This is a genomic window from uncultured Tessaracoccus sp. (genome assembly GCF_947255005.1).
GTDB lineage: Bacteria > Actinomycetota > Actinomycetes > Propionibacteriales > Propionibacteriaceae > Arachnia.
Genome location: NZ_CAMYFI010000016.1, coordinates 18,879 through 40,405, shown reverse-complemented (window position 1 = coordinate 40,405; position 21,527 = coordinate 18,879). Strand labels below are relative to the sequence as shown.

Annotated in this window: 22 protein-coding genes; 9 read left to right on the top strand and 13 right to left on the bottom strand. The window is 64.4% G+C overall.

The features are described 5' to 3' along the window. The first annotated feature begins 208 nt into the window (after nt 1–208). From Q0X61_RS05435 to Q0X61_RS05420, 4 genes are read left to right on the top strand one after another with little or no spacing between them, the layout of a single operon-like run. Nucleotides 209–1,486: a magnesium transporter MgtE N-terminal domain-containing protein gene (locus Q0X61_RS05435; RefSeq protein ID WP_297741115.1), complete on the top strand. Its 1,278-nt coding sequence runs from the start codon at nt 209–211 to the stop codon at nt 1,484–1,486. After that, complete coding sequence (locus Q0X61_RS05430; RefSeq protein ID WP_297741113.1) at nt 1,479–1,991, top strand: DUF1003 domain-containing protein; 513 nt, start codon at nt 1,479–1,481, stop codon at nt 1,989–1,991. The genes Q0X61_RS05435 and Q0X61_RS05430 overlap by 8 nt, the downstream gene beginning before the upstream one ends. Further along, nucleotides 1,978–2,358 carry a hypothetical protein gene (locus Q0X61_RS05425; RefSeq protein ID WP_297741112.1) on the top strand — a complete coding sequence of 127 codons (381 nt, stop codon included), beginning with the start codon at nt 1,978–1,980 and terminating at the stop codon, nt 2,356–2,358. Before Q0X61_RS05430 ends, Q0X61_RS05425 begins: the two co-directional genes overlap by 14 nt. A 27-nt stretch (nt 2,359–2,385) precedes the next feature. Beyond that, a complete protein-coding gene (locus Q0X61_RS05420) occupies nt 2,386–3,546 on the top strand; it encodes an Mrp/NBP35 family ATP-binding protein (protein ID WP_297741110.1) in 1,161 nt (386 codons plus the stop codon). 228 nt (nt 3,547–3,774) lie between these two features. Here Q0X61_RS05420 and Q0X61_RS05415 read toward each other — a convergent pair whose 3' ends face one another. The 4 genes from Q0X61_RS05415 to dapA all read right to left on the bottom strand — a co-directional run bounded on the left by Q0X61_RS05415 (nt 3,775) and on the right by dapA (nt 7,214). Next, entirely contained in the window at nt 3,775–4,200 is a 426-nt protein-coding gene (locus Q0X61_RS05415; protein WP_297741108.1) for a sec-independent translocase, read from the bottom strand. Between the two features lie 18 nt (nt 4,201–4,218). Continuing rightward, the gene (locus Q0X61_RS05410; protein ID WP_297741107.1) at nt 4,219–5,652 is read right to left on the bottom strand and encodes an anti-sigma factor; all 1,434 of its coding nucleotides are present in this window, start codon (nt 5,650–5,652) and stop codon (nt 4,219–4,221) included. 1 nt (nt 5,653) lies between these two features. After that, nucleotides 5,654–6,226, bottom strand: a complete 573-nt coding sequence (gene sigE / locus Q0X61_RS05405) for an RNA polymerase sigma factor SigE (RefSeq protein WP_297741104.1) — start codon at nt 6,224–6,226, stop codon at nt 5,654–5,656. 79 nt (nt 6,227–6,305) lie between these two features. Then, nucleotides 6,306–7,214, bottom strand: a complete 909-nt coding sequence (dapA, locus tag Q0X61_RS05400) for a 4-hydroxy-tetrahydrodipicolinate synthase (RefSeq protein WP_297741103.1) — start codon at nt 7,212–7,214, stop codon at nt 6,306–6,308. Between the two features lie 80 nt (nt 7,215–7,294). Between dapA and Q0X61_RS05395 the strand changes: the two genes are divergently transcribed. Then, the gene (locus Q0X61_RS05395; RefSeq protein ID WP_297741101.1) at nt 7,295–7,945 is read left to right on the top strand and encodes an O-methyltransferase; all 651 of its coding nucleotides are present in this window, start codon (nt 7,295–7,297) and stop codon (nt 7,943–7,945) included. Nucleotides 7,946–7,985: 40 nt separating this feature from the next. Here the strand turns inward: Q0X61_RS05395 and glgC are convergent, their stop codons facing one another. Continuing rightward, nucleotides 7,986–9,212, bottom strand: coding sequence for a glucose-1-phosphate adenylyltransferase (glgC, locus tag Q0X61_RS05390; RefSeq protein WP_297741099.1), 1,227 nt, complete (start codon nt 9,210–9,212; stop codon nt 7,986–7,988). A gap of 117 nt (nt 9,213–9,329) precedes the next feature. Here glgC and glgA point away from each other — a divergent pair, with 117 nt between their 5' ends. Continuing rightward, complete coding sequence (glgA, locus tag Q0X61_RS05385; RefSeq protein WP_297741097.1) at nt 9,330–10,520, top strand: glycogen synthase; 1,191 nt, start codon at nt 9,330–9,332, stop codon at nt 10,518–10,520. Between the two features lie 64 nt (nt 10,521–10,584). On the opposite strand, the gene Q0X61_RS05380 is transcribed toward glgA, so the two are convergent. Genes Q0X61_RS05380 through dapE form a run of 4 tightly spaced genes read right to left on the bottom strand, consistent with a single transcriptional unit; the run spans nt 10,585 to nt 12,969 of the window. Further along, nucleotides 10,585–10,752, bottom strand: coding sequence for a DUF3117 domain-containing protein (locus Q0X61_RS05380; protein ID WP_108870483.1), 168 nt, complete (start codon nt 10,750–10,752; stop codon nt 10,585–10,587). Nucleotides 10,753–10,762: 10 nt separating this feature from the next. Further along, entirely contained in the window at nt 10,763–11,158 is a 396-nt protein-coding gene (locus Q0X61_RS05375; protein WP_297741095.1) for a hypothetical protein, read from the bottom strand. Beyond that, nucleotides 11,158–11,886, bottom strand: coding sequence for a TIGR00730 family Rossman fold protein (locus tag Q0X61_RS05370; RefSeq protein WP_297741093.1), 729 nt, complete (start codon nt 11,884–11,886; stop codon nt 11,158–11,160). Before Q0X61_RS05370 ends, Q0X61_RS05375 begins: the two co-directional genes overlap by 1 nt. 30 nt (nt 11,887–11,916) lie before the next feature. Beyond that, nucleotides 11,917–12,969 (bottom strand): succinyl-diaminopimelate desuccinylase, encoded by a 1,053-nt coding sequence (gene dapE, locus Q0X61_RS05365; RefSeq protein ID WP_297741091.1) that lies wholly within the window; start codon nt 12,967–12,969, stop codon nt 11,917–11,919. A gap of 51 nt (nt 12,970–13,020) precedes the next feature. Here dapE and dapD point away from each other — a divergent pair, with 51 nt between their 5' ends. After that, nucleotides 13,021–13,947 carry a 2,3,4,5-tetrahydropyridine-2,6-dicarboxylate N-succinyltransferase gene (gene dapD, locus Q0X61_RS05360; RefSeq protein WP_297741090.1) on the top strand — a complete coding sequence of 309 codons (927 nt, stop codon included), beginning with the start codon at nt 13,021–13,023 and terminating at the stop codon, nt 13,945–13,947. Then, on the top strand, nt 13,947–14,765 hold the full coding sequence (locus Q0X61_RS05355) for a hypothetical protein (RefSeq protein WP_297741088.1): 819 nt from the start codon (nt 13,947–13,949) through the stop codon (nt 14,763–14,765). Before dapD ends, Q0X61_RS05355 begins: the two co-directional genes overlap by 1 nt. A gap of 53 nt (nt 14,766–14,818) precedes the next feature. Here the strand turns inward: Q0X61_RS05355 and dapC are convergent, their stop codons facing one another. The 4 genes from dapC to Q0X61_RS05335 form a co-directional block, all read right to left on the bottom strand. Then, on the bottom strand, nt 14,819–15,904 hold the full coding sequence (gene dapC, locus Q0X61_RS05350) for a succinyldiaminopimelate transaminase (protein WP_297741086.1): 1,086 nt from the start codon (nt 15,902–15,904) through the stop codon (nt 14,819–14,821). 2 nt (nt 15,905–15,906) lie between these two features. Then, nucleotides 15,907–16,224, bottom strand: coding sequence for a ferredoxin (gene fdxA, locus Q0X61_RS05345; RefSeq protein ID WP_297741084.1), 318 nt, complete (start codon nt 16,222–16,224; stop codon nt 15,907–15,909). 79 nt (nt 16,225–16,303) lie between these two features. Then, nucleotides 16,304–18,007, bottom strand: a complete 1,704-nt coding sequence (locus tag Q0X61_RS05340; RefSeq protein ID WP_297741083.1) for a VanW family protein — start codon at nt 18,005–18,007, stop codon at nt 16,304–16,306. Between the two features lie 90 nt (nt 18,008–18,097). Further along, nucleotides 18,098–19,783: a S49 family peptidase gene (locus tag Q0X61_RS05335; protein WP_297741081.1), complete on the bottom strand. Its 1,686-nt coding sequence runs from the start codon at nt 19,781–19,783 to the stop codon at nt 18,098–18,100. A gap of 196 nt (nt 19,784–19,979) precedes the next feature. Here Q0X61_RS05335 and Q0X61_RS05330 point away from each other — a divergent pair, with 196 nt between their 5' ends. Beyond that, nucleotides 19,980–21,524 carry an AbgT family transporter gene (locus Q0X61_RS05330; protein WP_297741079.1) on the top strand — a complete coding sequence of 515 codons (1,545 nt, stop codon included), beginning with the start codon at nt 19,980–19,982 and terminating at the stop codon, nt 21,522–21,524. Nucleotides 21,525–21,527 lie beyond the last annotated feature (3 nt).

Below are 21,527 nucleotides of genomic sequence, written 5' to 3'. Positions count from 1 at the left end.
TCAGGTGAAGGACGAATTTCTGGGCTGTGGATAACTCCGGTGCCGGGGGTGGCTGGAGCGAACTGCAAAACTCGCCAACAGTGCGACGCCTCACGCTTGGCTCACGCGGGAGAGACTCAACTGTTGGCGAGTTTTGCAGTTCGCGTCAGCATGCCCCGCCACCAAGCGTTGTTCTGAGCCCACGTGAGCAACCGCTAGATTGGTGCCTATGGAGCAGGTGTTCATTTCGCGCGTGATCGGGCTACCCCTCGTCGACGCCTCCGACAGTCAGGTCGGCCGCATCCGCGACATCATCTGCTACATCCGGGCCGACGGTCGCGCCCCCCGGGTGAAGGGCCTTGTCGTCGAGCTGTTTGCTAAGCAGCGGATCTTCATTCCCATGGTGCGCGTGCACCACATCACGGGCAACCAGGTGTCGATCCAGGGCACCATCGATACCCGAAAGTTTCAGCGCCGCGAAGGGGAGCTCCTCGTCGCCGCCGATCTGTTCGACCGCCCGCTCGAGGGCGGCGACGGTACCACCACCATCCTTGACGTCTCCATGAACGAGTTCCGAAGCCACGAGTGGGAGCTTTCCCAGGTGGCCATCCGGCGGGTCACCAAGGTTGGCCGGTTCGGTTTCGGCGGCAAGTCGGAGCCGAAGGTGGTCTCCTGGAAGGAAGTCCCCGCGCTCAAGGCCACGAGGGGGCGCACGACGGCGAACCTCGTCGCCGAATTTGCCGACATGAATCCCGCCGATATCGCCAAAGAGCTGCACGACATGGATCCTGGCCAGCTGGGCGAAGTGCTTGACGCGCTCGAGGACGACATGCTCGCGGAGGCGCTCGAAGAGCTGCCGGAGGATGAGCAGATCGAGGTGATCTCGGCCTTGAATACCGAGCGCGCCGCCGACGTGCTTGAGGAGATGGACCCCGACGACGCGGCGGACCTCATCCGAGACCTGCCCGCAGCCGTCGCCGAGGATCTGCTGCAGCACATGGAACCCGAGGACGCCTCCGACGTGCGACGGCTGCTGGTGTACGGCGAGTACACCGCTGGCGGCATGATGACCCCCGAGCCCGTGATCGTTGAGAGTGATGCGACGGTGGCGCAGGCCCTGGCGTACGTCCGCAACGAAGACCTCACCCCTGCGCTCGCGTCGATGGTGTTCGTGGCCCGACCCCCCGTCGAAACCCCTACTGGCAAGTACATTGGTGCCATCCACGCCCAGCGCCTCCTGCGTGAGGCGCCGACGCTGATGGTGGCCACCATGATGGATGAGACGCTCGAGCCCCTGCACACCAGCACCCCGTTGGCGCAGGTGAGCCGATACTTCGCGACATACAACCTCGTCGTGGCGCCGGTGGTCAACGATGCGGGGCAGCTCGTCGGCGCGGTCACCGTCGATGATGTGCTCGACCACATGCTTCCCGACGACTGGCGCGGCGACCAGATGGACGGTGAGGAACCGTCTGACGATCGACGTGAGGAGGTAGACCATGGCTGAGGTTGATCTCTCGAAACCGCGCGACGGGAAACGCTCCTTCTTCCCGAAGGTGCAGCTCGATTCGGAAGCGTTCGGCCTGTTCGCTGAGGCGGTGGCGCGCTTCATGGGCACCGCCAAGTTTCTGGTTTACATGACGGTCATCGTCGTGGCTTGGGTGGCGCTGAACCTCGTCGGCATTTATGGCTTCAAATGGGATCCGTACCCGTTCATCTTGCTGAATCTATTCTTCTCGACGCAGGCCTCGTACTCGGCGCCGCTGATTCTGCTGGCCCAGAACCGCCAGGAGGATCGCGACAAAATCAGCCTCGACGAGGACCGTCGCCTCGCTGCCCAGTCGCGAGCTGACATGGATTTCCTCGCCCGCGAGATCGCCGCGATTCGCATGAACCTGGGCGAGCTCGCCACCCGCGATTTCGTGCGCTCCGAACTGCGCACCGAACTTCGCGATCTCCTCGACGAACTCGACGCCCGCCAACAGCCGGAGGCCGACAATGCCAACTCCTGAGATACCCAACGACGCCGGCGCCCCGGTGCGCATCCGCTGGTTCGCGCTGCTGTCGCTGATCGGACACCTCATCTTGCTCGCCACGGGTGCCTATTCGCTCTCCAACATCGGCGGGCACGGCTGGGTGGCCATCGTGATCGCCGTGGTCTTCGGCGTCTCCTACGCGGGCATGTGGTGGGTGCTGCTCACCCCGGGGTCTCGACGTAGCCTCGGCCTGCAAGAGCGCTTCATGTTGAAAGTCGTCGTCGTACCGATAGTCGTGGTGATCGCCGCGCTCGGTCATGTGTGGTTGTTGGCGCTCGTCGGAGCGTCGTTCGTGTTCCTCGGGGATGCGCTCGACGGGCAACGCGGCCCCCTCTCCCCTTGATCCTTCCACGATCCGTGACACACTGAGATGGTGACTGAAAACCCACTTCTTCCACTTGTTCGCCAGGCGCTCCACGGCGTGGAGGATCCCGAGATCCGCCGCCCCATCACCGATCTGGGCATGGTTGACGAGATCGACGCCACCGACGACGGTCACGTGTTCGTGCGCGTGCTGCTCACCGTGTCCGGGTGCCCGATGCGCACCGAGATCATCCAGCGCGTACGCGCCGCTGTCGAGCCCATCGACGGTGTGACCAGTGTCGATGTCGAACTGGGCGTCATGAACGACGAACAGCGCGAGGCCATGCGCCAGATGCTGCGCGGCGGCGAACCCGAGCGCGTCATCCCGTTCGCGCAGCCCGGAAATCTCACGAAGGTGATCGCGGTGTCCTCCGGTAAGGGCGGCGTGGGCAAGTCGTCGGTGACGGTCAACCTCGCCGTCGCGCTGGCGAAGGCTGGGCGCTCCGTCGGCATCCTCGACGCCGACATCTACGGCCATTCCATCCCCGACCTGTTGGGGCTCGGCGACGCCCGCCCCACTGTCGTCGACGACATGATCCTCCCCGTGCCCGCGCTCGAAGGGTTGAAAGTCATCTCGATGGGCATGCTCAAGCAGTCGCGCGACCAGGTGGTGGCTTGGCGTGGGCCCATCCTTGACCGCGCGCTCACGCAGCTCCTCACCGACGTGTTCTGGGGCGATCTTGACTACCTCCTGCTCGATCTTCCCCCCGGCACGGGTGATGTCGCGATGAGCCTCGGACAGAAGATTCCCGGCTCCGAGGTGCTCGTGGTGACTACCCCGCAGCAGGCTGCGTGGGAGATCGCGGAGCGCGCCGGCACCATGGCACACATCATGGAGCAGCGGGTGCTGGGGGTGGTCGAGAACATGGCCTACCTCGAGCATCCTTGCTCACATTGCGGCGAGACGGAACGCCTGGAGCTGTTCGGTTCCGGCGGTGGCGCGTTGGTGGCCGAGGCACTCACTGAGCGAGTCGGGTACCCCGTCGAGGTGCTCGCGCAGGTTCCGTTCGACGAGCAGCTCCTCGCCGGCGGCGACCGCGGCACCCCCGTCGTCGACTCCGCTCCGGACCACGCCTCAGCTCAGGCGCTCACGAAACTGGCCGACGATCTGCTCACCCGCAAGCCCTCGTTGCTCGGGCAGCGCCTCAACCTGACCCCGCGCCAGTAGCGTCCGCCCGCTCAGGTGGTTGAGTAGCCCGCCCGACCACCTGGCACCCCGGTGGTTGAGTAGCCGCCGCAGGCGGCGTATCGAAATCCGGGGCGAGATGATTTCGACTCGCGGGCTGCGCCCGCGGCTCAATCATCTGTGTGGAGGCTAGGCGGCGTATCGAAACCATCACCGCGTCTCGATACGGCGGCTACGCCGCCTACTCGACGGTCTGAGGGCGGCAGATGCCTACGTCGCCTCGTCATCGAAGGGGGAGGCCACCCAGGTGGCAGCCGTACCGTCGTCAACGCTGCGGCTCGTGGCGGCGTGAGCCGCCTCTTTCGCCCCGTCGACCTCGCTCTCCACCTTGTGCGTGGCCTCCTCGAGCTGCTGGCGCATCTCCTCGATCTCGCGCTTGGCTTCCTCGATAGCGGCAACCTCTTGGCTGAGATGCTTCTTCACAAACGCTTTGGGGTTCAGATCGGCGAGTTCGAGATCGGCGTACTCAGGACCAAGCTGGTCGCGCAACGTGTTCTGCGTGTTGTTAGCGATACCTCGCAGATACACGTAGATGCGAGCCACCTTCCGCGAAAACTGCGGAAGCTTCTCGGGCCCGAACAACAACACGGCAAGCACGAGGATCAAGACGAGTTCAACCGCATCAATCCCAAACATGAACGAAATGGTACCGAATCAGCCGAGGCCCGTGAGTCGGCCCAGCCCTGCGACGAGTCTCGCGCCAAGCCCTCGGTCGTATGGCGCACGATCAGGCAGCTCCTCGACGGCCTCGGCGAGCAGCTTCTGGCTGCCGTTCGTCGTGACCGACACCACGCCTCGCCCCGCCTGCCATGCAGTCACCGAGGGGAGCCCTGTTACAGCGGCTGCGCTGACAGCTTCACCCTCGGCCAGTCTCCCTTCCATCCACCGCACGCTGAGCGTCTGGAAGCCATTCGAGTACACCAGGCTCATCGTCTGCTCGCCCTGCGTGCTCGTCGACGAGTACGCAACCAGCGGCAATCCGGCGAGCTCATTGGGGCACGTTGTCAACCCGACGCACCACCCGCGCGCACCGCTCGTCGTAGCCTTCGACAGCGACACCGCACGCGGAGCATCCTCGGATAGCGCTACCTCCCCTAGCCGCACTTCTCCGTAGCCAAAGACGATGGTCGGCCGCTCGGACGTCCCAAACCGTTCACTGCGCAACGTGATGCCGGTGGCCACGTCGAGCCACCAGCGAGCAACGACGGCAGCGCCGCTGCGCGCTTCAAGCTCCATCGTCGGGCGCCCCGCGAGCTGCACCGTCGACGGGTAGACATAGAAATCCCAGCTGTCGGGGGCCTGGACGACGCCTGCGATGTAGTCGGGCGCGAAACTCGACGAGAACCGATTGCCATCGCGGTCGAATACCACCAGTTCGGAGCCTCGCCCAGCCACATGGGTGACAGCAACATTGCCACGCACGTATCCGCCGCCGTCGTCGGTTGCGATGTACACCTCCTGCACCCCGCCAAGCCCGACGTAGGACGTGGCGCCCCGCGACAGCATGGCGTCGGCTGCGGTACGCGAAATGGGAAGCGCTGGCGAGGAGGGCACACCGTACACCTCGGCGTGCTGCACGACGGGGAACTGCGCGCCCTTGTCTTGGGCCAGCAGCAACGCGCCCACGGACTCCTGCACGTTCACTGCCGTTATCTGCTGGGCGAACTGCTCGCGCGCTATGTCGACGGTGTTGTCCAGGCGGCGCGGGCCAGGCGCCAACACCACCGCCAGCACGACCACGCCCATAGCGAGCGTGAGCACCGCTGCGGAACCCCGCAGCACGAACCGTTGTCTTGTTCGACGCTTCGAAGGCAGCGTCGAAGGCCCTTCGCTCCCCCAATAAATGGGCACATCGGAATCGTCACCGGCGATGGCTTCGAGTCGGTCAGCGAGCGACGCGGGGGCATCGACATCGACGCTGCGCGCGTTTGACAGCGCCGAACGCAGTTCCCGGATCTCCGCGGTTTCCTTACGGCAGCTGACGCATCCGGCCAGGTGAATCGCGACTTCGTCCCACCGTCTGGGCGTTAGCGTCTCGTCGACGAAGCCCGACAGATCGTCGTGAAATCTCCCACAGCCTTGCGCCACGTCAGGCAACCCCGAGGAAACGCGAACGTCCCTCGGCAGGTGCACGATGCTTCAGCGCCTTACGTAGCTGAGAGCGGCCACGGGCAATGCGGCTGCGAACCGTACCGAGCTTGATGTCCAACACTTGGGCAATCTCTTCGTAGCTCAGACCCTCGACGTCGCACAGCACGACGGCCACACGGTATTCAGGCTTCAACGCGGCGAGCGCGGCGGCAACATCGGCGTCGAACTGGCCGTCGAGGTGCACGTTCTCTGGGGCTTCGCTGAGTCCCCAGATTTGCTCCGGTGCGGTGGACAGCGCATCCATGCGGATTTTCTGGCGGCGACGGGCCTGGTCGAGGAACAGGTTCGTGGTGATGCGATGCAACCAGCCCGACAACGTGCCCGGCTTGAAGGTATGAATCGACTTGAACACGCGCACGAAGACTTCTTGGGTGAGATCTTCCGCGTCGTGCGGATTCCCAGTGAGACGCAGCGCGTAGCGGTACACCTGTGCGGAGTGATCACGCACGAGCTCTTGCCACGTCGGCGCCACCCATTCGGCCGTCGCAGCGTCGTTCATCTGGTGCTCCATGTGCTCTACTTCACCACGGTTTCCTGTGAGGAACCTGTGCATCCACTACAACGAACCAATGAATTGGTTTGTTCCCCGCTCACGCTTCGCCGCGCTCGAATGCGAAATGCGCGTCGAGGATCCGCAGAAAGCCTTGCAGTTGCTCGTCGGTGACCTCTCCCATGGGTGGGCGGCACGGGCCGACGTGCATGCCGCGGGCATTCAGCGCGGCCTTCACCATCATCACTCCCTGTGAAGCGAATACGCCGGTGAACGCGGGGAGCGCGAACTGGTTGAGCTGCGTCGCTTCTCGCACGTTGCCCCCCAGGAACGCTTCGGTGATCTGGCGGGCAATCTTCGCCGTGAAATGCGTCGACGTGCCCACCACGCCCACGCCGCCGACGGCCAGCAGAGGCAGCAGCATGGCGTCATCGCCTGCGTAGTACTGCAGGTTCGTCTGCGACATCACCACAGAACTCGACGCGACGGCGCCCTTGGCGTCCTTCACGGCGACGATGCGGGGATGCTCGGCAAGCCGGATCAGCATGTCTTCCGGGATAGGCAGGCCCGAGCGGTGCGGAATGTCGTAGAGCATGCACGGCAGATCTGTGGCGTCCGCGACGGTGTTGAAGTGCTGCTCGAGCTGAGCTTTCGGCGGGCGGGAATAGTACGGAGTCACGACGAGCACCCCGTCGGCCCCCTGCTCAGCGGCCTCCTCCGCGCGCCCAACCGTGTGACGGGTGTCGTTGGTGCCGATGCCCGCGACGATGCTGGCCCTATCCCCCACAGCTTCGACGACGGCCGCCAGCAGGTCGCGCTTCTCGGCGTCGGTAGTGGTGGGTGACTCCCCCGTCGTACCGTTGATGACGAGCCCGTCGTTGCCGAGGTCGTCAACGAGGTGCTTCGCGAGCGTGACGGCGGCGTCGAGATCCAGTGAGAGATCATCACGCAACGGCGTGACCATGGCGGTCACGATGCGCCCGAAAATCGGCTCGAGCTGTTCGGTCATCAGTTCCTCCCGGGGGTGGACGTGCCTGTCATTCTAGTGTGTCTACGCATTGCGGTGGTGAGCCGACTACGATTGGTTGTGTGAGCACTCCAACGCATCTGGCCGCCCCCACCACCCAGACGTGGGACTGGGCCGAAGACTACGTACCCCCATCGGATGCCGTCCGCGCGGCACGCGACGAGGCCATCGTGAACGGACGGGTTCCCGTCAGCACCGGCGTAGTCGCCACGCTCGCCACCATCACGAAGGCGATGGCGGCGACGAACGTCGTCGAGGTAGGCACGCAGCACGGGGCCTCCGGCATGGCGTTCCTCGAGGCGATGGGCCCGAACGGTGTGCTCACCTCGATTGACGCTGAGACGGAAAACCAGCTCGACGCCCGCACAGTATTCACCGATGCCGGCGTCCCGAATTCGAGATTCCGCCTTATCGCCGGCGCCCCCATCGAGGTGCTGCCGAAACTTCGCGACGGTGCCTACGACATTGCGTTTATCAACGGCGACAAGCTTGAATACGTCGAATACATTGCCGCAGCCGGAAGGCTTCTGCGCCCTGGCGGATTGCTCATCGTGCACGACGTGCTGTGGTTCAACCTGGTGCCCGACGCCGACGACGAGTCAGACGAGACGATCATCATCCGCGAAGCGCTCGAGGCGATCAGCCTCTCCGAGGAGTACACGCAGGCGGTGCTGCCCGTCGGCAACGGCTTGCTGCTCGCCAGCAAGAACTAATGAGCGAGGCCCTCGCCGCATCGGCTAGGGCCTCGCCAGCTCAGTCGCGCGGGACGACCGTGCCCTTCTCCACGACGACGACGCCGCCTGCAGACACGTTCAACCCACGTGCGCGGTCGTGTTCGTGGTCGACACCGATCTGTACACCGTCGGGAACCACAACGCTCTTATCCAGAATCGCGCGACGCACGACGGCGTTCTTACCGATGCGCACCTTGTCCATGAGCACCGAGTCGGACACCTGTGCCCACTTGTCTACCCGGACGTGCGGGCTGAGCACTGAGCGGTCGATCTCGCCGCCGGAGATGATGCAGCCCGAGGTGACGATGGAGTCCTCGGCGCGCCCGCGGATGACGAACTTGGCGCCGGGGGCCTGCACCTGCGAGGTCCAGATGGGCCAGTCGGTGTTGTAGAGGTTGAACTCCGGGTCGACAGAGACGAGATCCATGTGCGCCTCGTGGAACGCGTCGATGGTGCCCACGTCACGCCAGTAGTCCTGGTCTTTTTCCGTCGCGCCTGGGACGACGTTGGATTTGAAGTCGTACACCTGCGATTCGCCCTGCTCGGTGAAGGCGGGGATGATGTCGCCGCCCATGTCGTGCCTCGAGGTTGGGTCTTCGGCGTCGGCGCGCAACATCTCGGTCAGTTGCTTGGCGCTGAACACGTAGTTACCCATCGACGCGAACGACTCATCGGGGGAATCCGGCAGCCCGGGTGGGTCGGTTGGCTTCTCCAGGAACTGGCGGATCTTGCTGTCGGCGCCTGCGTCGATGATACCGAAGGCACTCGCCTCCCGACGGGGCACGCGGATGCCGGCGACGGTAGCGCTCAGCCCGGAATCGATGTGGGCGTCCACCATCTGCCCGATATCCATCCGGTAGATGTTGTCTGCACCGAACACCACGACGTAGTCAGGTTCGGCGTCGCGGATGAGGTTCAGCGACTGGAAGATGGCGTCCGCGCTGCCCTGATACCAGCGCGGCCCGAGCCGCTGCTGCGCGGGCACCGGGGCGACGTAGTTGCCGAGCATCGTCGAGAACCGCCACGTCATCGAGATGTGACGGTCGAGTGAGTGCGACTTGTACTGGGTGAGCACCGCGATCTGGCGCAACTCCGAGTTGGCGAGGTTCGATAAGACGAAGTCGATCAGGCGGTAGGTGCCGCCGAACGGCACTGCCGGCTTCGCGCGATCCGCCGTCAGCGGCATCAAGCGCTTTCCTTCGCCACCCGCGAGGACGATAGACAGAATCTTCGGGCGTGTCACCATGACAACGAACCTATTGCATCCGCGCTCGTTTTTTCGCGTTTTCCGAAATTGCGCCCATTCCGGACCTGACTTACTGCTTCGCCAACATGAACGCCCCAAATCTGGGACGATGCCTCTATGACCTTCAAGCTGTCCTTGTTGACCCGCGAATACCCCCCGTCCATCTACGGAGGCGCCGGGGTGCACGTCGCGCAACTCGTTCCGCAACTGCGCAAGCTCATCGACGTCGATGTGCACTGCATGGGCGAGCCTCGCGACGGGGCCACCGCGCACGCAGAAACGTTCCCCGACGGCGCAAACGCGGCCCTGCGCGTGCTCGGCGCGGATCTCTCTATGGTCGCTGCCCTGGCCCCAGATACGCAGATCCTGCACTCGCACACCTGGTACGCCAACATGGCGGGCCATATCGGCGGGCTCATGCTCGACGTCCCACACGTTGTCACGTCGCACTCGCTCGAGCCCCACCGGCCGTGGAAAGCCGAGCAGCTGGGTGGCGGCTACCGCGTGTCCAGCTGGGCCGAACGCACCGCCTACGAAGCAGCCGACGCCGTGATTTCCGTCTCCGAAGGGATGCGCCGCGACGTGTTAGACAGCTACCCGGAGCTGGACCCGTCGAAAACACATGTGGTGAAAAACGGCATCGACACCGACGAGTTCCGTCCAGATACGGGGACGGATGTCGTCGGGAGCCTCGGGATCGACCTCGACAAGCCGTACGTGGCGTTCGTCGGGCGCATCACTCGCCAAAAGGGCCTCGTGCATTTGGTGCGGGCGGCGCAGGAGTTCGACGACGATGTCCAACTCGTGCTGCTCGCGGGCGCACCCGATACCCCCGAGATCGCTGCCGAGTTCCATCAGGCGTTCGACGAGCTGCAGCGCCAGCGTTCCGCGAAGGTGCTGTGGGTAGAAGAAATGCTGCCGCGCGAATCCGTACGGCAGGTGCTCACCCATGCGACGGTGTTCGCCTGCCCGTCGGTGTATGAACCGCTTGGCATCGTCAACCTCGAAGCGATGGCCTGCGAGACGCCCGTCGTCGCCTCTGCCGTCGGCGGCATTCCTGAGGTGGTGAACGACGGGGAGACCGGCCTGCTGGTGCCCTACGACCCGACGCGCGGCGACGACCCCGCGTTCGTGCGGGCGTTCGAGCAGGATTTCGCGGCGAAGGTGAACGAGTTGGTGCGCGACCCCTCACGCGCGCAGACCTTCGGCAAGGCAGGGCGCCAGCGCTGCATCGACGAGTTCTCTTGGGCGACGATTGCTCGGCAAACCGTCGACGTGTACCGCACGGCCATGGAGCGGCACGGGTGAGCTGAAATACAACGACGCCCGGCGAAACGCGATGCGCCGGGCGTCAATTGGGTGGTGTGGATCGTCAACCGACCACTGCCTGCAGCTCGTCGAGGAGCGCGTTGGCTTCGTCGGCGTTCATCTCGACGACGAGCCGGCCACCTCCGTCGACGGGGACACGCATCACGATTCCACGGCCTTCCTTAGTGACCTCCATGGGGCCATCACCGGTGCGGGGCTTCATCGCTGCCATCGTTGTTTCCTCACTCTTGAACCGAACTGGAGCTCATTCTACCGTCTGGGCCGAAATGGGCAGGCACGGATGCCGCAATAGGTTCCCCAGCACCCAGCCTGCTGATGAGTTCGTCGACGAACTGCATGTCGTAGCCGCGCTGCCGAATGGTGAACTCGACAGGATCGGCGACGATCACTCCGCTGGTCACCAAACTCACGTACTCATCAACCTCGGCGCGGTCGTAGCCGAACATTGCCCCAGGGATGCGCACGTCATCGACGTTTTCGGCGGTGATTCGACCGTCGGGCAGGCGCCCCTTCTGCCGGTCGTTCACGGGCTCCGCCCATTCGCCGAACTTCCCGGTGCCGGCGAGCGCGGCGAGCGCCATCACGGCGAAGGCCGCCAACACGATGACCACCACCATTATTTGCCCTGCGGGGTGGGTTCGCCCATGGCGTCGACGGCTTCATCGATGCTGTCGGTGAGGATGAAGAGGTCGGTGTCGCCGGGTGAGATGCAGCCTTGAGCCTCGACGGTGTGCCTCAGCCAATCGACGAGCGGCGACCAGTAGTCAACGCCGAACAGCACGAGCGGGAACTGCGTGACCTTGCCGGTTTGCAGCAAGGTGAGCGCTTCGAAAAGCTCATCGAACGTGCCGAACCCGCCGGGCATGGTGATGAAGCCGCGGGAGTATTTGAGGAACATCACCTTGCGGGCGAAGAAGTATCGGAAGTTGATGCCGAGGGTGACGTGCTCGTTGATGCCCTGCTCGTGCGGCAGCTCGATGCCGAGGCCCACCGATGTGCCGTCGGCTTCCCGAGCGCCCTTGTTGCCGGCCTCCATGATGCCCGGACCGCCTCCGGTGATGATGGCGAAACCGCGCTCGACGAGCCGCCGCGCGAGCTCCTGGCCCGCCTGGTACATGGGGTCGTCAGGGTTGATGCGGGCTGAGCCGAAGATGCTCACTGCCGGGGGCAGGCCCGCGAGCGCGTCGAAGCCTTCGACGAACTCCGCCTGGATGCGCAGGACACGCCACGGGTCGCCTGTCTCCCAGCGGTACTGCTCGTCGAGGAGCGCCTGGTCGGCGGTGGGTTGGTTGGCGTGTGCACCGTCGAGCACGAGCGGTCCCTGCGTGCGACGAAACGGGATCATAGGAAGGCCTTTCTTTACGGGGTGGGTGTACTACTGGAGCCAGGAGCGTAGAGCGTCGGCGCATTGATCGAGCTCTGCGACATCGACCCGCTCGTCTTGTCTGTGGGCGAGGTGGGCGTCGCCGGGCCCGTAGTTGACGGCGGGGATGCCGAGTTCGGAGAACCGGGCGACGTCGGTCCAGCCGTATTTCGGGCGGGCTTCCCCGCCCACTGCCTGCACGAAGTCCTCAGCCAGCGGGGCGTCGAGGCCGGGCCTGGCGGCAGGCGAGAGGTCGTCGATACGGAACTCGTGGCCCGCGAATACGTCGCGCAGGTGGGCGACGGCCTCGTCGGTGGTTTTGTCGGGCGCGAAGCGGTAGTTCACGGTGAGCGTCGCGCTCGGGGGGATCACGTTGTTGGCCATGCCGCCGTCGATGGCGACCGCGTTGAGGCCCTCTCGGTAGCGCAGCCCCTCGACATCGACCTGCTGCGGCTCGTAGGCGACGAGTGCGTCGAGGAGGGGCACCAGTGCGTGGATGGCGTTGACGCCCATCCAGCTGCGCGCGGAGTGTGCGGCCTGGCCTGCGACGTCGAATATGATCCGAGCCGTGCCTTGACAACCGCCTTCGATGCGTGCGGAGGTGGGTTCCATGAGCACCGCGAAGTCGCTTTGCACCAGATCCCGGTGGTTGCGGGTGAGCCGCCCAAGGCCGTTCTTCGACGCGTCCACTTCCTCATGGTCGTAGAAGATCCAGGTGATGTCGCGCGACGGCGAGGTGAGCTCCGCGGCCAGCTTGAGCATCACCGCGATGCCGCCCTTCATGTCGACGGTGCCCCTCCCCCACAGCACGTCGCCGTCGTGGCGCGACGGGAGGTTGTCTTCTACCGGCACGGTGTCGAGGTGGCCGGCGATCACCACGCGTTCAGTGCGCCCCAGCGAGGTTCGCGCGACGATGCAATCGCCGTCGCGGGTGAGCTCGAGATGCGGGAGGCTGAGCGCCTCCTCGACGAGGTCTGCGAGCGCGCACTCGTTGCCGGAGACGGATTCCACGTCGACGATCTGCGCCAGCAAGGCGGATAAAGGTGCATCCAGGTCGAGGCTCATACGACGAGCTTAGCCAGATAGGCTTACAGGCACTTGGCTACACTGTCGGGCATGACTGAAGCGCGCACAGCTTGGGCCTGGGGCCTCGCCACTATTCACCCACAGGGAGTTCTCGACGTCTGGTATCCCAACCCGCAGCTAGGGGATGCCGTCACCGACGAGGCGCCCGCCGATCTCGCCGATGCTCAGGGAGCCGACGATCTCCGCGGCGTCGAGACCAAGGTGGTGCGCACCCAGATTCAGCTCGACGACGACCCCGCCGGCGTGGAGGACGCCTACCTGCGCCTGCACCTGCTCTCCGCCAGGCTCGTGAAGCCGCACGGAGTCAACCTCAACGGCATCTTTGGCCAGCTGCCCAATAACGCTTGGACGAACTTCGGCCCGGTGCGCGTGCAGGATGTCGCGAAGGTACGGGCAGCACTGCGCGGCAAGGGCGTCCAGCTCACCGTCTACGGTGTCGACAAGTTCCCCCGCATGGTCGACTACGTAGTGCCGACGGGCGTGAGGATCGGCGACGCCGACCGCGTGCGCCTCGGCGCCCACCTGGCTGAGGGCACCACGATCATGCACGAAGGCTTCGTCAACTTCAATGCAGGCACGCTCGGCAACTCCATGGTGGAAGGCCGCATCTCGGCTGGGGTTGTCGTCGGGGCTGGAAGCGACATCGGCGGAGGCGCGTCGATCATGGGTACGTTGTCTGGCGGTGGGCAGGAGATCATCCGCATTGGGGAACGCTGCCTGCTCGGCGCGGAGTCGGGCATCGGTATCTCGCTGGGCGACGACTGTGTCGTCGAGGCGGGGCTGTACGTCACTGCCGGCACCAAGGTGTTGCTGCCCGAGGGCGACGTGGTCAAGGCGCGTGAGCTCTCCGGCCAGAACGATTTGCTCTTCCTGCGTGATTCCGTCACCGGCCAGGTGATCGTGAAGCATCGCCGCAGCAACACGGTGCAGCTCAATTCAGAATTGCATTCCAACTGATGCGCAAACGCTGGATCATCCTGCTGCTGGTCCTCGCGCTCCTCGTTGGCGTCGGGTTGCTTGGCTGGAGGATGTGGAAATCGGTGCACCACGCGCTCACCCCGGAGCGCTGCAGCATCGTGAACCCGAATGGCGAGCCCGTGACGCTCACCGCCGAGCAAGCGCGGATGGCATCGATCATCGTCGCCGCCTCCTACGAAGCCGGACTCTCGGAGCGAGCTGCCACCATTGCTCTGGCGACGGCGTATCAAGAATCCGGCATCCGGAACCTCGATTACGGTGATCGCGACTCACTTGGGCTATTCCAACAGCGCCCCGACCCTCGGTTCGACTGGGGCACAGCCGAGGAGATCATGGACCCTTGGTACTCGAGCCTCAGGTTTTACGAGGAACTGGTGAAGTTCAAGGGTTGGGAGACCCGCGACATCAACGATCAGGCGCAGAAGGTGCAGCGCTCAGGCCACCCGCAGGCGTACCGCAAGCACGTCCCCAATGCGACGGCGCTCGCCGCTGCCGCGCGCGGGTCGCGGAAGGAAGCCATCACGTGCGCGACGACGCAGAATCTCACCGCTGATCCAACGCCCATCCTGGAAGTGCTCGATCGCGTCAGCCAGATCCAGTACACCGTCGAAGGGAACACCATCCGTATCACGGCTGAGTCCGACGAGATGCTCTGGAGCGCCGCCCAACTCGCGGTCTTGAACACGTACGAGGCAGGCGTTGAGTCGGTGCAAGTGCACGATCGACGCTGGAGCCTCAACGATAAGCGCTGGTCGAAGGCGAAACCGGTCGAGGGCGCCGTCGTGACACTCGGCTAAGCAGCGCAGCGGCCCTGCCCTCGGCGCTGTACGCTCCCGCGGAGACGCTCGAGCTACGCGCTGAGCAGACGTTCGGCCGCGGCGGCGATGCGCTCGTCGGTGGCGGTGAGCGCCACGCGCACGTGATTGGCGGCCTTAGCTCCGTAGAAGTCGCCCGGTGCGACGAGGATGCCCCGCTCGGCGAGCCAGTTCACCGTCGCACGGCAATGCTCACCTCGAGTAGCCCACAGGTACAGCGAGCCTTCCGAGTGGTCGACGGTGAACCCCGCAGCCTCCAGCGCAGGCCGCAGCACGGCGCGGCGCGCGAGGTAGCGCTCACGCTGGGCCTCGACATGCTGCTGGTCGTCCAGCATTGCCACGAGTGCAGCCTGCACTGGCGCGGGCACCATCATGCCGAGATGCTTCCGCACGCTGACGAGCCCCTGCACGAGCTCGGGATCACCGACCACGAACCCCGCGCGGTAGCCGGCAGCATTTGATCGCTTGGACACCGAGTGCACCGCAAGCAAGCCCGTGAGATCGCCGTCGTTGACCTTCGGGTCGAGCACCGAGACGGGCTCCGCATCCCAGCCGAACTCCCCATAACACTCGTCGCTGGCTAGCACCGCCCCCAGCTTGCGTGCTCGCTCAACGAATGCCCGCAGCTCTTCAACGGACAGCACCCGCCCCGTCGGGTTCGAGGGCGAATTAATCCAGATGAGTGCCGTCTGCTGCGGGAGCGCTGCCGGGTCGTCGCACGGCTGTGCCTGGAGCCCACGAGCTAACGCGCCAATTTCATACGTCGGGTACGCCTCTTCCGGGAACGCGACGACGTCGTCTCCCTCCAGCCCAAGCAGAGTGGGCAACCACCCGACGATCTCTTTGGTTCCCACCACGGGCATCACGTGCTCGTGGGTGAGCCCGACGGCGCCCCATCGGCGCTGCATGTAGCAGGCGATGCTGTCTCGACACTCGGGTGTGCCCCACACCGTCGGGTACCCGTGCGCATTCGACGCCTCTGCGAGCGCCTTACGCGCCACGTCGGGGGTGTCGTCGACGGGAGTGCCGACGGACAGATCGACGATGCCCCCAGGATGCTCGCTCGCGCGATCCTTCGCGGAGGCCAGTGAATCCCAGGGGAAGCTGGGCAGCTCAAGCATGGTCAGGCTTGCGGCGGGAGCGCCTCGACGATCGGGTGGTCCTTGTCGATGACGCCCAGCTTGGCAGCGCCACCCGGCGAACCGATCTCATTGAAGAACTCCACGTTGACGTCATAGTATTCCGCCTGATCTTCGGGCAGGTCGTCTTCGTAATAAATGGCCTCAACAGGGCAGACCGGCTCGCAGGCACCGCAGTCGACGCACTCATCCGGGTGGATGTAGAGCATGCGGTTGCCCTCGTAGATGCAGTCGACGGGACACTCGTCCACGCAGGCGCGGTCTTTCACGTCAACGCAGGGCAAGGCGATGATGTAGGTCACAACAGTTCTCCTCGTTCGAAGCTCGACTCTAAGCTTAGCCCCGTGATGGTGGGGAAGCACGCGCGCTCTTTGTGTGGCGTCAGGCGCAGGTGATGCGGTCTCCAGCGTCGTATTTCCAGCTGAAGGGTTCCTCTTTGACGACCTTGCCGCCCTTGTAGAACAGGCGTTTGTAGTTCACTGTGAAACCTTGAATCGAACCCTGGGGCTCACAGTTGGCTGCGTGCGAGACGCGAGTGGAGCCCGAGTAATACTCGGACTTCACCAGCGGCGACGACTCCACTTTGTCCCAGGTCTTGATCGACCAGACCTTGAAAGTCACCGACCCAGGCTTACCACTCGACGACGGGTTGATGTACCCCTGGATGATCGCGGGATACTTCGTGTTGTTCTTGAAGCGCAGATCCACCGAGCCGTAGTACACCGTCGCCTCGCGCCCGGCGGGGTAGCGCGGGAAGTACAGCGAGTGCGGTTTGTGCTCGACGTCCTCAAACCCGGCAAAGAACCCTGCGTTGAACAGCGTGGTCGCAGCCTGGGAAACACCGCCGCCAGTTTCCCTCACAAGGTTGCCGCTATTAATCACGTATCCCGCGGTGAAGCCGTTCGACGCCGTGCGCTCACCCACGGTGTCGTTCATGCTGAACGTTTCGCCGGGCAGGAGCACGCTGCCATTGATCCGTTTCGCCGCTGTGCCGATGTTGGTGTTTCGGTACGACGCGTGCGGATACAGGGTGGTGAACTCACCGATCACTTCCTTCGGCTTCACCTTCTCTGCCGCTGCCGTGCTGAACTCAGGCTCTTTCTCCTGCGCCTTGAGTTCCACCGTGCGCTTCGGCCCCGTCACTGCCTGCTTGAAGGCCTCGACCACGCTCTTCTGCTCGACGACTAGACCAGGCCTGCTTGGCACGACGGCGATGCCGCCATCCTTGAACTGGTAGCTCGCCGACCGCGGGCCGTTCTGGTTGAGTTTCTTCAGCCCAGCTTCAGTGGCTTTCTTCACCGCCTGTTCGTCAATACCGACCGCGAGATCCTTACCGCTACCCGTGAGCGTAAGCAGCTTTGGCACATCCGCCTCGGCGATGTCGATCGTGCCGTTCTTGCTGGTGAGGGAGATGGGGCCCGTCAGCGCCTGCTTGAGCGCCCCATCGCGGAAGCTCTGCACGTCGCCGTCACTCACACCGGGCGCGATCACCTCGACATCCGCGGCAGCCTCGTGCTTACCTGCCTGGAAGGCTTCCTTGACGGCGGTGATGCTCTCGTCCACCTTGAGCTTGATGCCTTCCTGAGCCTCGGTGGTGGCCACCTCGCCATCCTTCAGCCCGATAGTGGCGTCGGTGGCTTCCTTGTCGAAGCGAGGTGCAGCGTCGGAGACCGCCTTGGCGAGCGCTTCCTCGTCGATGGTGCGCACCAGCTCGACGGGGTGACCGCCAGTGAGCGAACGGTAGAGGATCACCGGGTTCCAGCTGGCGCCTCCGCCTGCTTGCCCCACCGTCGCAGCCCAATCGATGCTGAGCCCCGACTCTGCGAGTGGCAGCTCTACCGTTACGTCGTTGTGGGCGAGGCTGATGGGCGCTTCCGCGCTCTCGGCCAACTCGTCGCGAAGCTTCTGCTGCGCATCGGCCGGGCTCAACCCGCCAATCGCAACATTCTCGACGCTGGCCTTGGGCGGAACCTGGTCGCCGGCGACGAGATAGGCGGTGACGTAGGCCGCGGCGAGCAGCACGACGAAGGCACCAATACCGATGCCCGTCCACAGTTTCGTATTGCTCTTCGTATTCTCAGCCACCCGTCACCCTTCTATTTCGCCTCTCATCGCGGCGTCAGTGATTCTACGAGAGTGCGGCGGGGTACCCAAACACGCTAGCCCACCGTTCATTCAGCGAAGAGAGAACAGCACTGGCATGCTGAGCACACCCACCGACCGGATTCCGGCCCGGGCGAGCACACCGTCGAGCACTGATTCGACACTGAGTGGGCTCATTCCGGCGGAGCCGACGCTCTCCGACGACTGCGCGGGTAGGTACTTCGCCAGCATCCCGCCGTGCCCGGCTGCAGTGACCTCGACGTTGTCGAGGTCGACGCCAGCCAGCGCGGCCGCACGCTCCAGGGCTAGGCGTCGGCCACCGACGTGGTCGATGAGCCCGTGCTCGGCCGCCTGTGCACCTGTCCACACCCGGCCGCGCGCGAGCGACTCCAACCGGTCGTACTCCATGCCGCGATCTTGGGCCGCGAACGTGGTGAAATCCAGGTAGACGCGATCCAGCCAGGCGTTCAGCCGCTCCCACGCCTCGTCATCCATGGGGTGCGCGTCTGACAGCGCCGCTGCGCCCTTGTCGACGGTGATCGACTCCCGCACGAGCCCCAGCTTGTCGTAGAGCTCCTGCGTGACAAACTTGCCTGCGACGACGCCAATCGAGCCGGTCAAGGTGGTGGGCAACGCGACGATCTCGTCGGCCCCCATCGACACGTAGTACCCACCCGACGCCGCGTACGCGCCCATGCGCGCCACCACCGGCTTGCTGGTCTCCTTGACGGCGAGCACGGAGCGCCGGATGAAGTCAGAAGCGACGGCCGACCCGCCGGGCGAGTCGACGTCGAGCACGGCGGCGACGATGTCGTCGTCGCGGATCACGGCGCGCAACTGCTCATCGACGACGTCGGAGCCCACGTTCTGCCCCTGTAGACCGCTGCTGCCGCGCCCGGTTAGGATGCCACCGTGGACGGGGACGATGCCGATCTTTTTGCGATTCCGACGAGTCACTGCGCGCTGAATATTGGACTTGACGGCATAGCGGTTGACGTACAGCAGGTGCTCCGGCTCGACTCCCCAGCGCTGTAGCAGGCTAGTGTAGGCCTCGTCGCGGTACCCCACCTTGTCGATGAGCCCCAGCTCGAGCGCGCGGCTGGCGTCGATGGAACCCTCGTCAACGACGGAGCGCACAACGCTCTCGTCGAGGTTGCGGCGCCTAGCGATGGTCTGCACACCATCGTCGACGATGGATTCGACGACGGCGGTCATCATCTCGCGGTTCTCGGGGGTGACTTCATCCGCGGCGAAGCGGTCGGCCGCCGTCTTGTATTCATGACGCTTGCCGAACTCGGGCTCGATGCCGAGCTTGTTGAGCCCACCCTTGAGCAGCACGATTTGCGCCTCGATGCCGCCGATGCTGAGCGCTCCGGTGGGTTGCAGCCACACCTCGCGGGCGGCCGTCGCCATCTTGTACAGCGCCAGCGACGGCGCCAGTTCGCCGAAACTTTCGCTCCACACAGCGGTCGGTTTCGATACCCCGAAGCGTTCTATCTCCAGCGCAATCTCGTCCAGCGTGGTGACCGGCATACGCACCGCCGCGGAGGCGTGCACGATCAGCCCCCTCACCTTGCTTTCCTTCGCGGCGGCACCGAGCACGGTGCGCACAGCGCCCGTCGTGGTGATGTTCAGCATCTGCATCGCCTGCAGCGGGTTCGAGGGCCGGGCCTCAAGCACCCCGCGAGCGAGGTCGAGCTCAAGCACGACGGGTTTCTTGGACAGCAAATTCTGGAGTGCGCGCAACGGGTTCGGCATGGCGCCATCCTACAAAACAGCGCCAACCCGACCGGCTCACATCTCCCGACGGCGTCCCTCACCGCAGTGGGCCGTGAACGTCGGCAGCTCGCCATATTGTGGTCTATGGCTGTGACGACCCCGTTTGTGGTTAGGGTTGCCTCCGTACGGCGCAAGTACCCACGAGGATGTGCACCCGACAGGCCAAGGAGCTGCCATGAGTACTGATTCGACTACCGCGAACAAGCCCGAAAAGAGGGGTTTGCTCGACCGATTTTTGGATTTCATTGAGTGGACGGGTAACAAGCTGCCTGATCCCATCATCATCTTTGCGGGTCTGTGCCTCGTCACGCTCCTGCTGTCACTACTCGCCGGCGGCCTGGGCTGGAACGCAACGCACCCGGGCACGGGTGAGGTCATCACCGCCGTGAACCTCCTCACCGCCGACGGGATGCGCGTCGTGCTCGGCGACGCCATCAAAACCTTCGGCGCGTTCGCCCCGCTCGGCCAGGTGCTCATCATCATGCTCGGCATCGGTGTCGCCGAACGCTCCGGCTGGTTCGAGACCATGCTGTCGCACTCCATGCGCAGTGCACCGAAGATGCTCGTCGTGCCCGCCATCGCGTTCATCGGCCTGCTCGGCAACATCGCCGGCGACGCGGCCCCCATCGTGCTGCCCCCGCTCGCGGCGCTGATCTTCATCCAGCTCGGCTGGCACCCCATCGCAGGCATCGCACTCGCCTACGCCGCTTCCGTCGGCGGTTTCGCAGCCAACCTGATGATCGGCATGTCCGACGCGCTGGTGCAGGGCTTCACGCAGGAAGCGGCCATGATGATCGACCCGCAGATTCAGACGTCGGTGCCAATGAACTGGTACTTCATCGCGGCTTCCGTCGTCGTCTTGCTGCCCATCTTGTGGGTGGTGACGTCGAAGGTGATCGTGCCGCGTCTGGGCAGCTACGACAACCCCGAGTACGTACACGAAGATAAAGAAGTCACTCCTCTGCAGCGCAAGGCGAACTTGTGGGCAATCGTGTCCGTTCTCGTCGTGTTTGCCCTCATCGTGGTGGCTTGCATCCCGGCAGGTTCCTTCATGCGCAATGCGGAGACGGGTTCGCTCACCACAAATTCACCGCTCATGAACGGCATCGGCCTGATCCTGTCGATCATGTTCCTGGTTCCCGGCCTGGTGTACGGCATCATGACCGGCTCCATCAAGAAGTCGAAGGACGCCACCGACATGATGGTGGAATCCATGGCGTCCATGGCGAACTTCATCGTCGTCGTGTTCTTCGCATCCCAGATGCTGGCCTACATTTCGACGTCGAACATGGGCGCGATCCTCGCCATCAAGGGCGCGAACCTCCTCAAAGACCAAAATGGCGTCGTGTTGATTCTCGGCATCTTCGTGCTGTCGGCCTTCGTGAACCTGTTCATCGGTTCGGCGTCGGCGAAGTGGGCCATCTTGGCCCCGATCTTCGTGCCCATGATGATGCTGCTCGATTACCACCCCGCGTTCACCCAGATGATCTACCGTGTCGGCGACGCCATCACCAATCCCATCACCCCGATGTTCCCCTACTTCGCACTGGTGCTCAGCTACGCACAGAAGTACGACAAGAAGATCGGCATCGGCACCTTCATCTCAACGCTCGTCCCATACTCCCTCGCCATGGGTATTGGATGGGTGCTCATGCTCATCATCTGGTTCCTGATCGGCTTGCCGGTGGGTCCGGATGGGCCGATTATGCTGCCGCGATAGGAA

Excerpts from the sequence above, each read along its gene's own strand:
- Q0X61_RS05435 (WP_297741115.1), top strand. The coding sequence starts at position 209 with ATGGAGCAGGTGTTCATTTCGCGCGTGATCGGGCTACCCCTCGTCGAC.
- Q0X61_RS05430 (WP_297741113.1), top strand. The coding sequence starts at position 1,479 with ATGGCTGAGGTTGATCTCTCGAAACCGCGCGACGGGAAACGCTCCTTC.
- Q0X61_RS05425 (WP_297741112.1), top strand. The coding sequence starts at position 1,978 with ATGCCAACTCCTGAGATACCCAACGACGCCGGCGCCCCGGTGCGCATC.
- Q0X61_RS05420 (WP_297741110.1), top strand. The coding sequence starts at position 2,386 with ATGGTGACTGAAAACCCACTTCTTCCACTTGTTCGCCAGGCGCTCCAC.
- Q0X61_RS05415 (WP_297741108.1), bottom strand. The coding sequence starts at position 4,200 with ATGTTTGGGATTGATGCGGTTGAACTCGTCTTGATCCTCGTGCTTGCC.
- sigE (WP_297741104.1), bottom strand. The coding sequence starts at position 6,226 with ATGGAGCACCAGATGAACGACGCTGCGACGGCCGAATGGGTGGCGCCG.
- dapA (WP_297741103.1), bottom strand. The coding sequence starts at position 7,214 with ATGACCGAACAGCTCGAGCCGATTTTCGGGCGCATCGTGACCGCCATG.
- glgC (WP_297741099.1), bottom strand. The coding sequence starts at position 9,212 with ATGGTGACACGCCCGAAGATTCTGTCTATCGTCCTCGCGGGTGGCGAA.
- glgA (WP_297741097.1), top strand. The coding sequence starts at position 9,330 with ATGACCTTCAAGCTGTCCTTGTTGACCCGCGAATACCCCCCGTCCATC.
- Q0X61_RS05380 (WP_108870483.1), bottom strand. The coding sequence starts at position 10,752 with ATGGCAGCGATGAAGCCCCGCACCGGTGATGGCCCCATGGAGGTCACT.
- Q0X61_RS05375 (WP_297741095.1), bottom strand. The coding sequence starts at position 11,158 with ATGGTGGTGGTCATCGTGTTGGCGGCCTTCGCCGTGATGGCGCTCGCC.
- Q0X61_RS05370 (WP_297741093.1), bottom strand. The coding sequence starts at position 11,886 with ATGATCCCGTTTCGTCGCACGCAGGGACCGCTCGTGCTCGACGGTGCA.
- dapE (WP_297741091.1), bottom strand. The coding sequence starts at position 12,969 with ATGAGCCTCGACCTGGATGCACCTTTATCCGCCTTGCTGGCGCAGATC.
- dapD (WP_297741090.1), top strand. The coding sequence starts at position 13,021 with ATGACTGAAGCGCGCACAGCTTGGGCCTGGGGCCTCGCCACTATTCAC.
- Q0X61_RS05355 (WP_297741088.1), top strand. The coding sequence starts at position 13,947 with ATGCGCAAACGCTGGATCATCCTGCTGCTGGTCCTCGCGCTCCTCGTT.
- dapC (WP_297741086.1), bottom strand. The coding sequence starts at position 15,904 with ATGCTTGAGCTGCCCAGCTTCCCCTGGGATTCACTGGCCTCCGCGAAG.
- Q0X61_RS05335 (WP_297741081.1), bottom strand. The coding sequence starts at position 19,783 with ATGCCGAACCCGTTGCGCGCACTCCAGAATTTGCTGTCCAAGAAACCC.
- Q0X61_RS05330 (WP_297741079.1), top strand. The coding sequence starts at position 19,980 with ATGAGTACTGATTCGACTACCGCGAACAAGCCCGAAAAGAGGGGTTTG.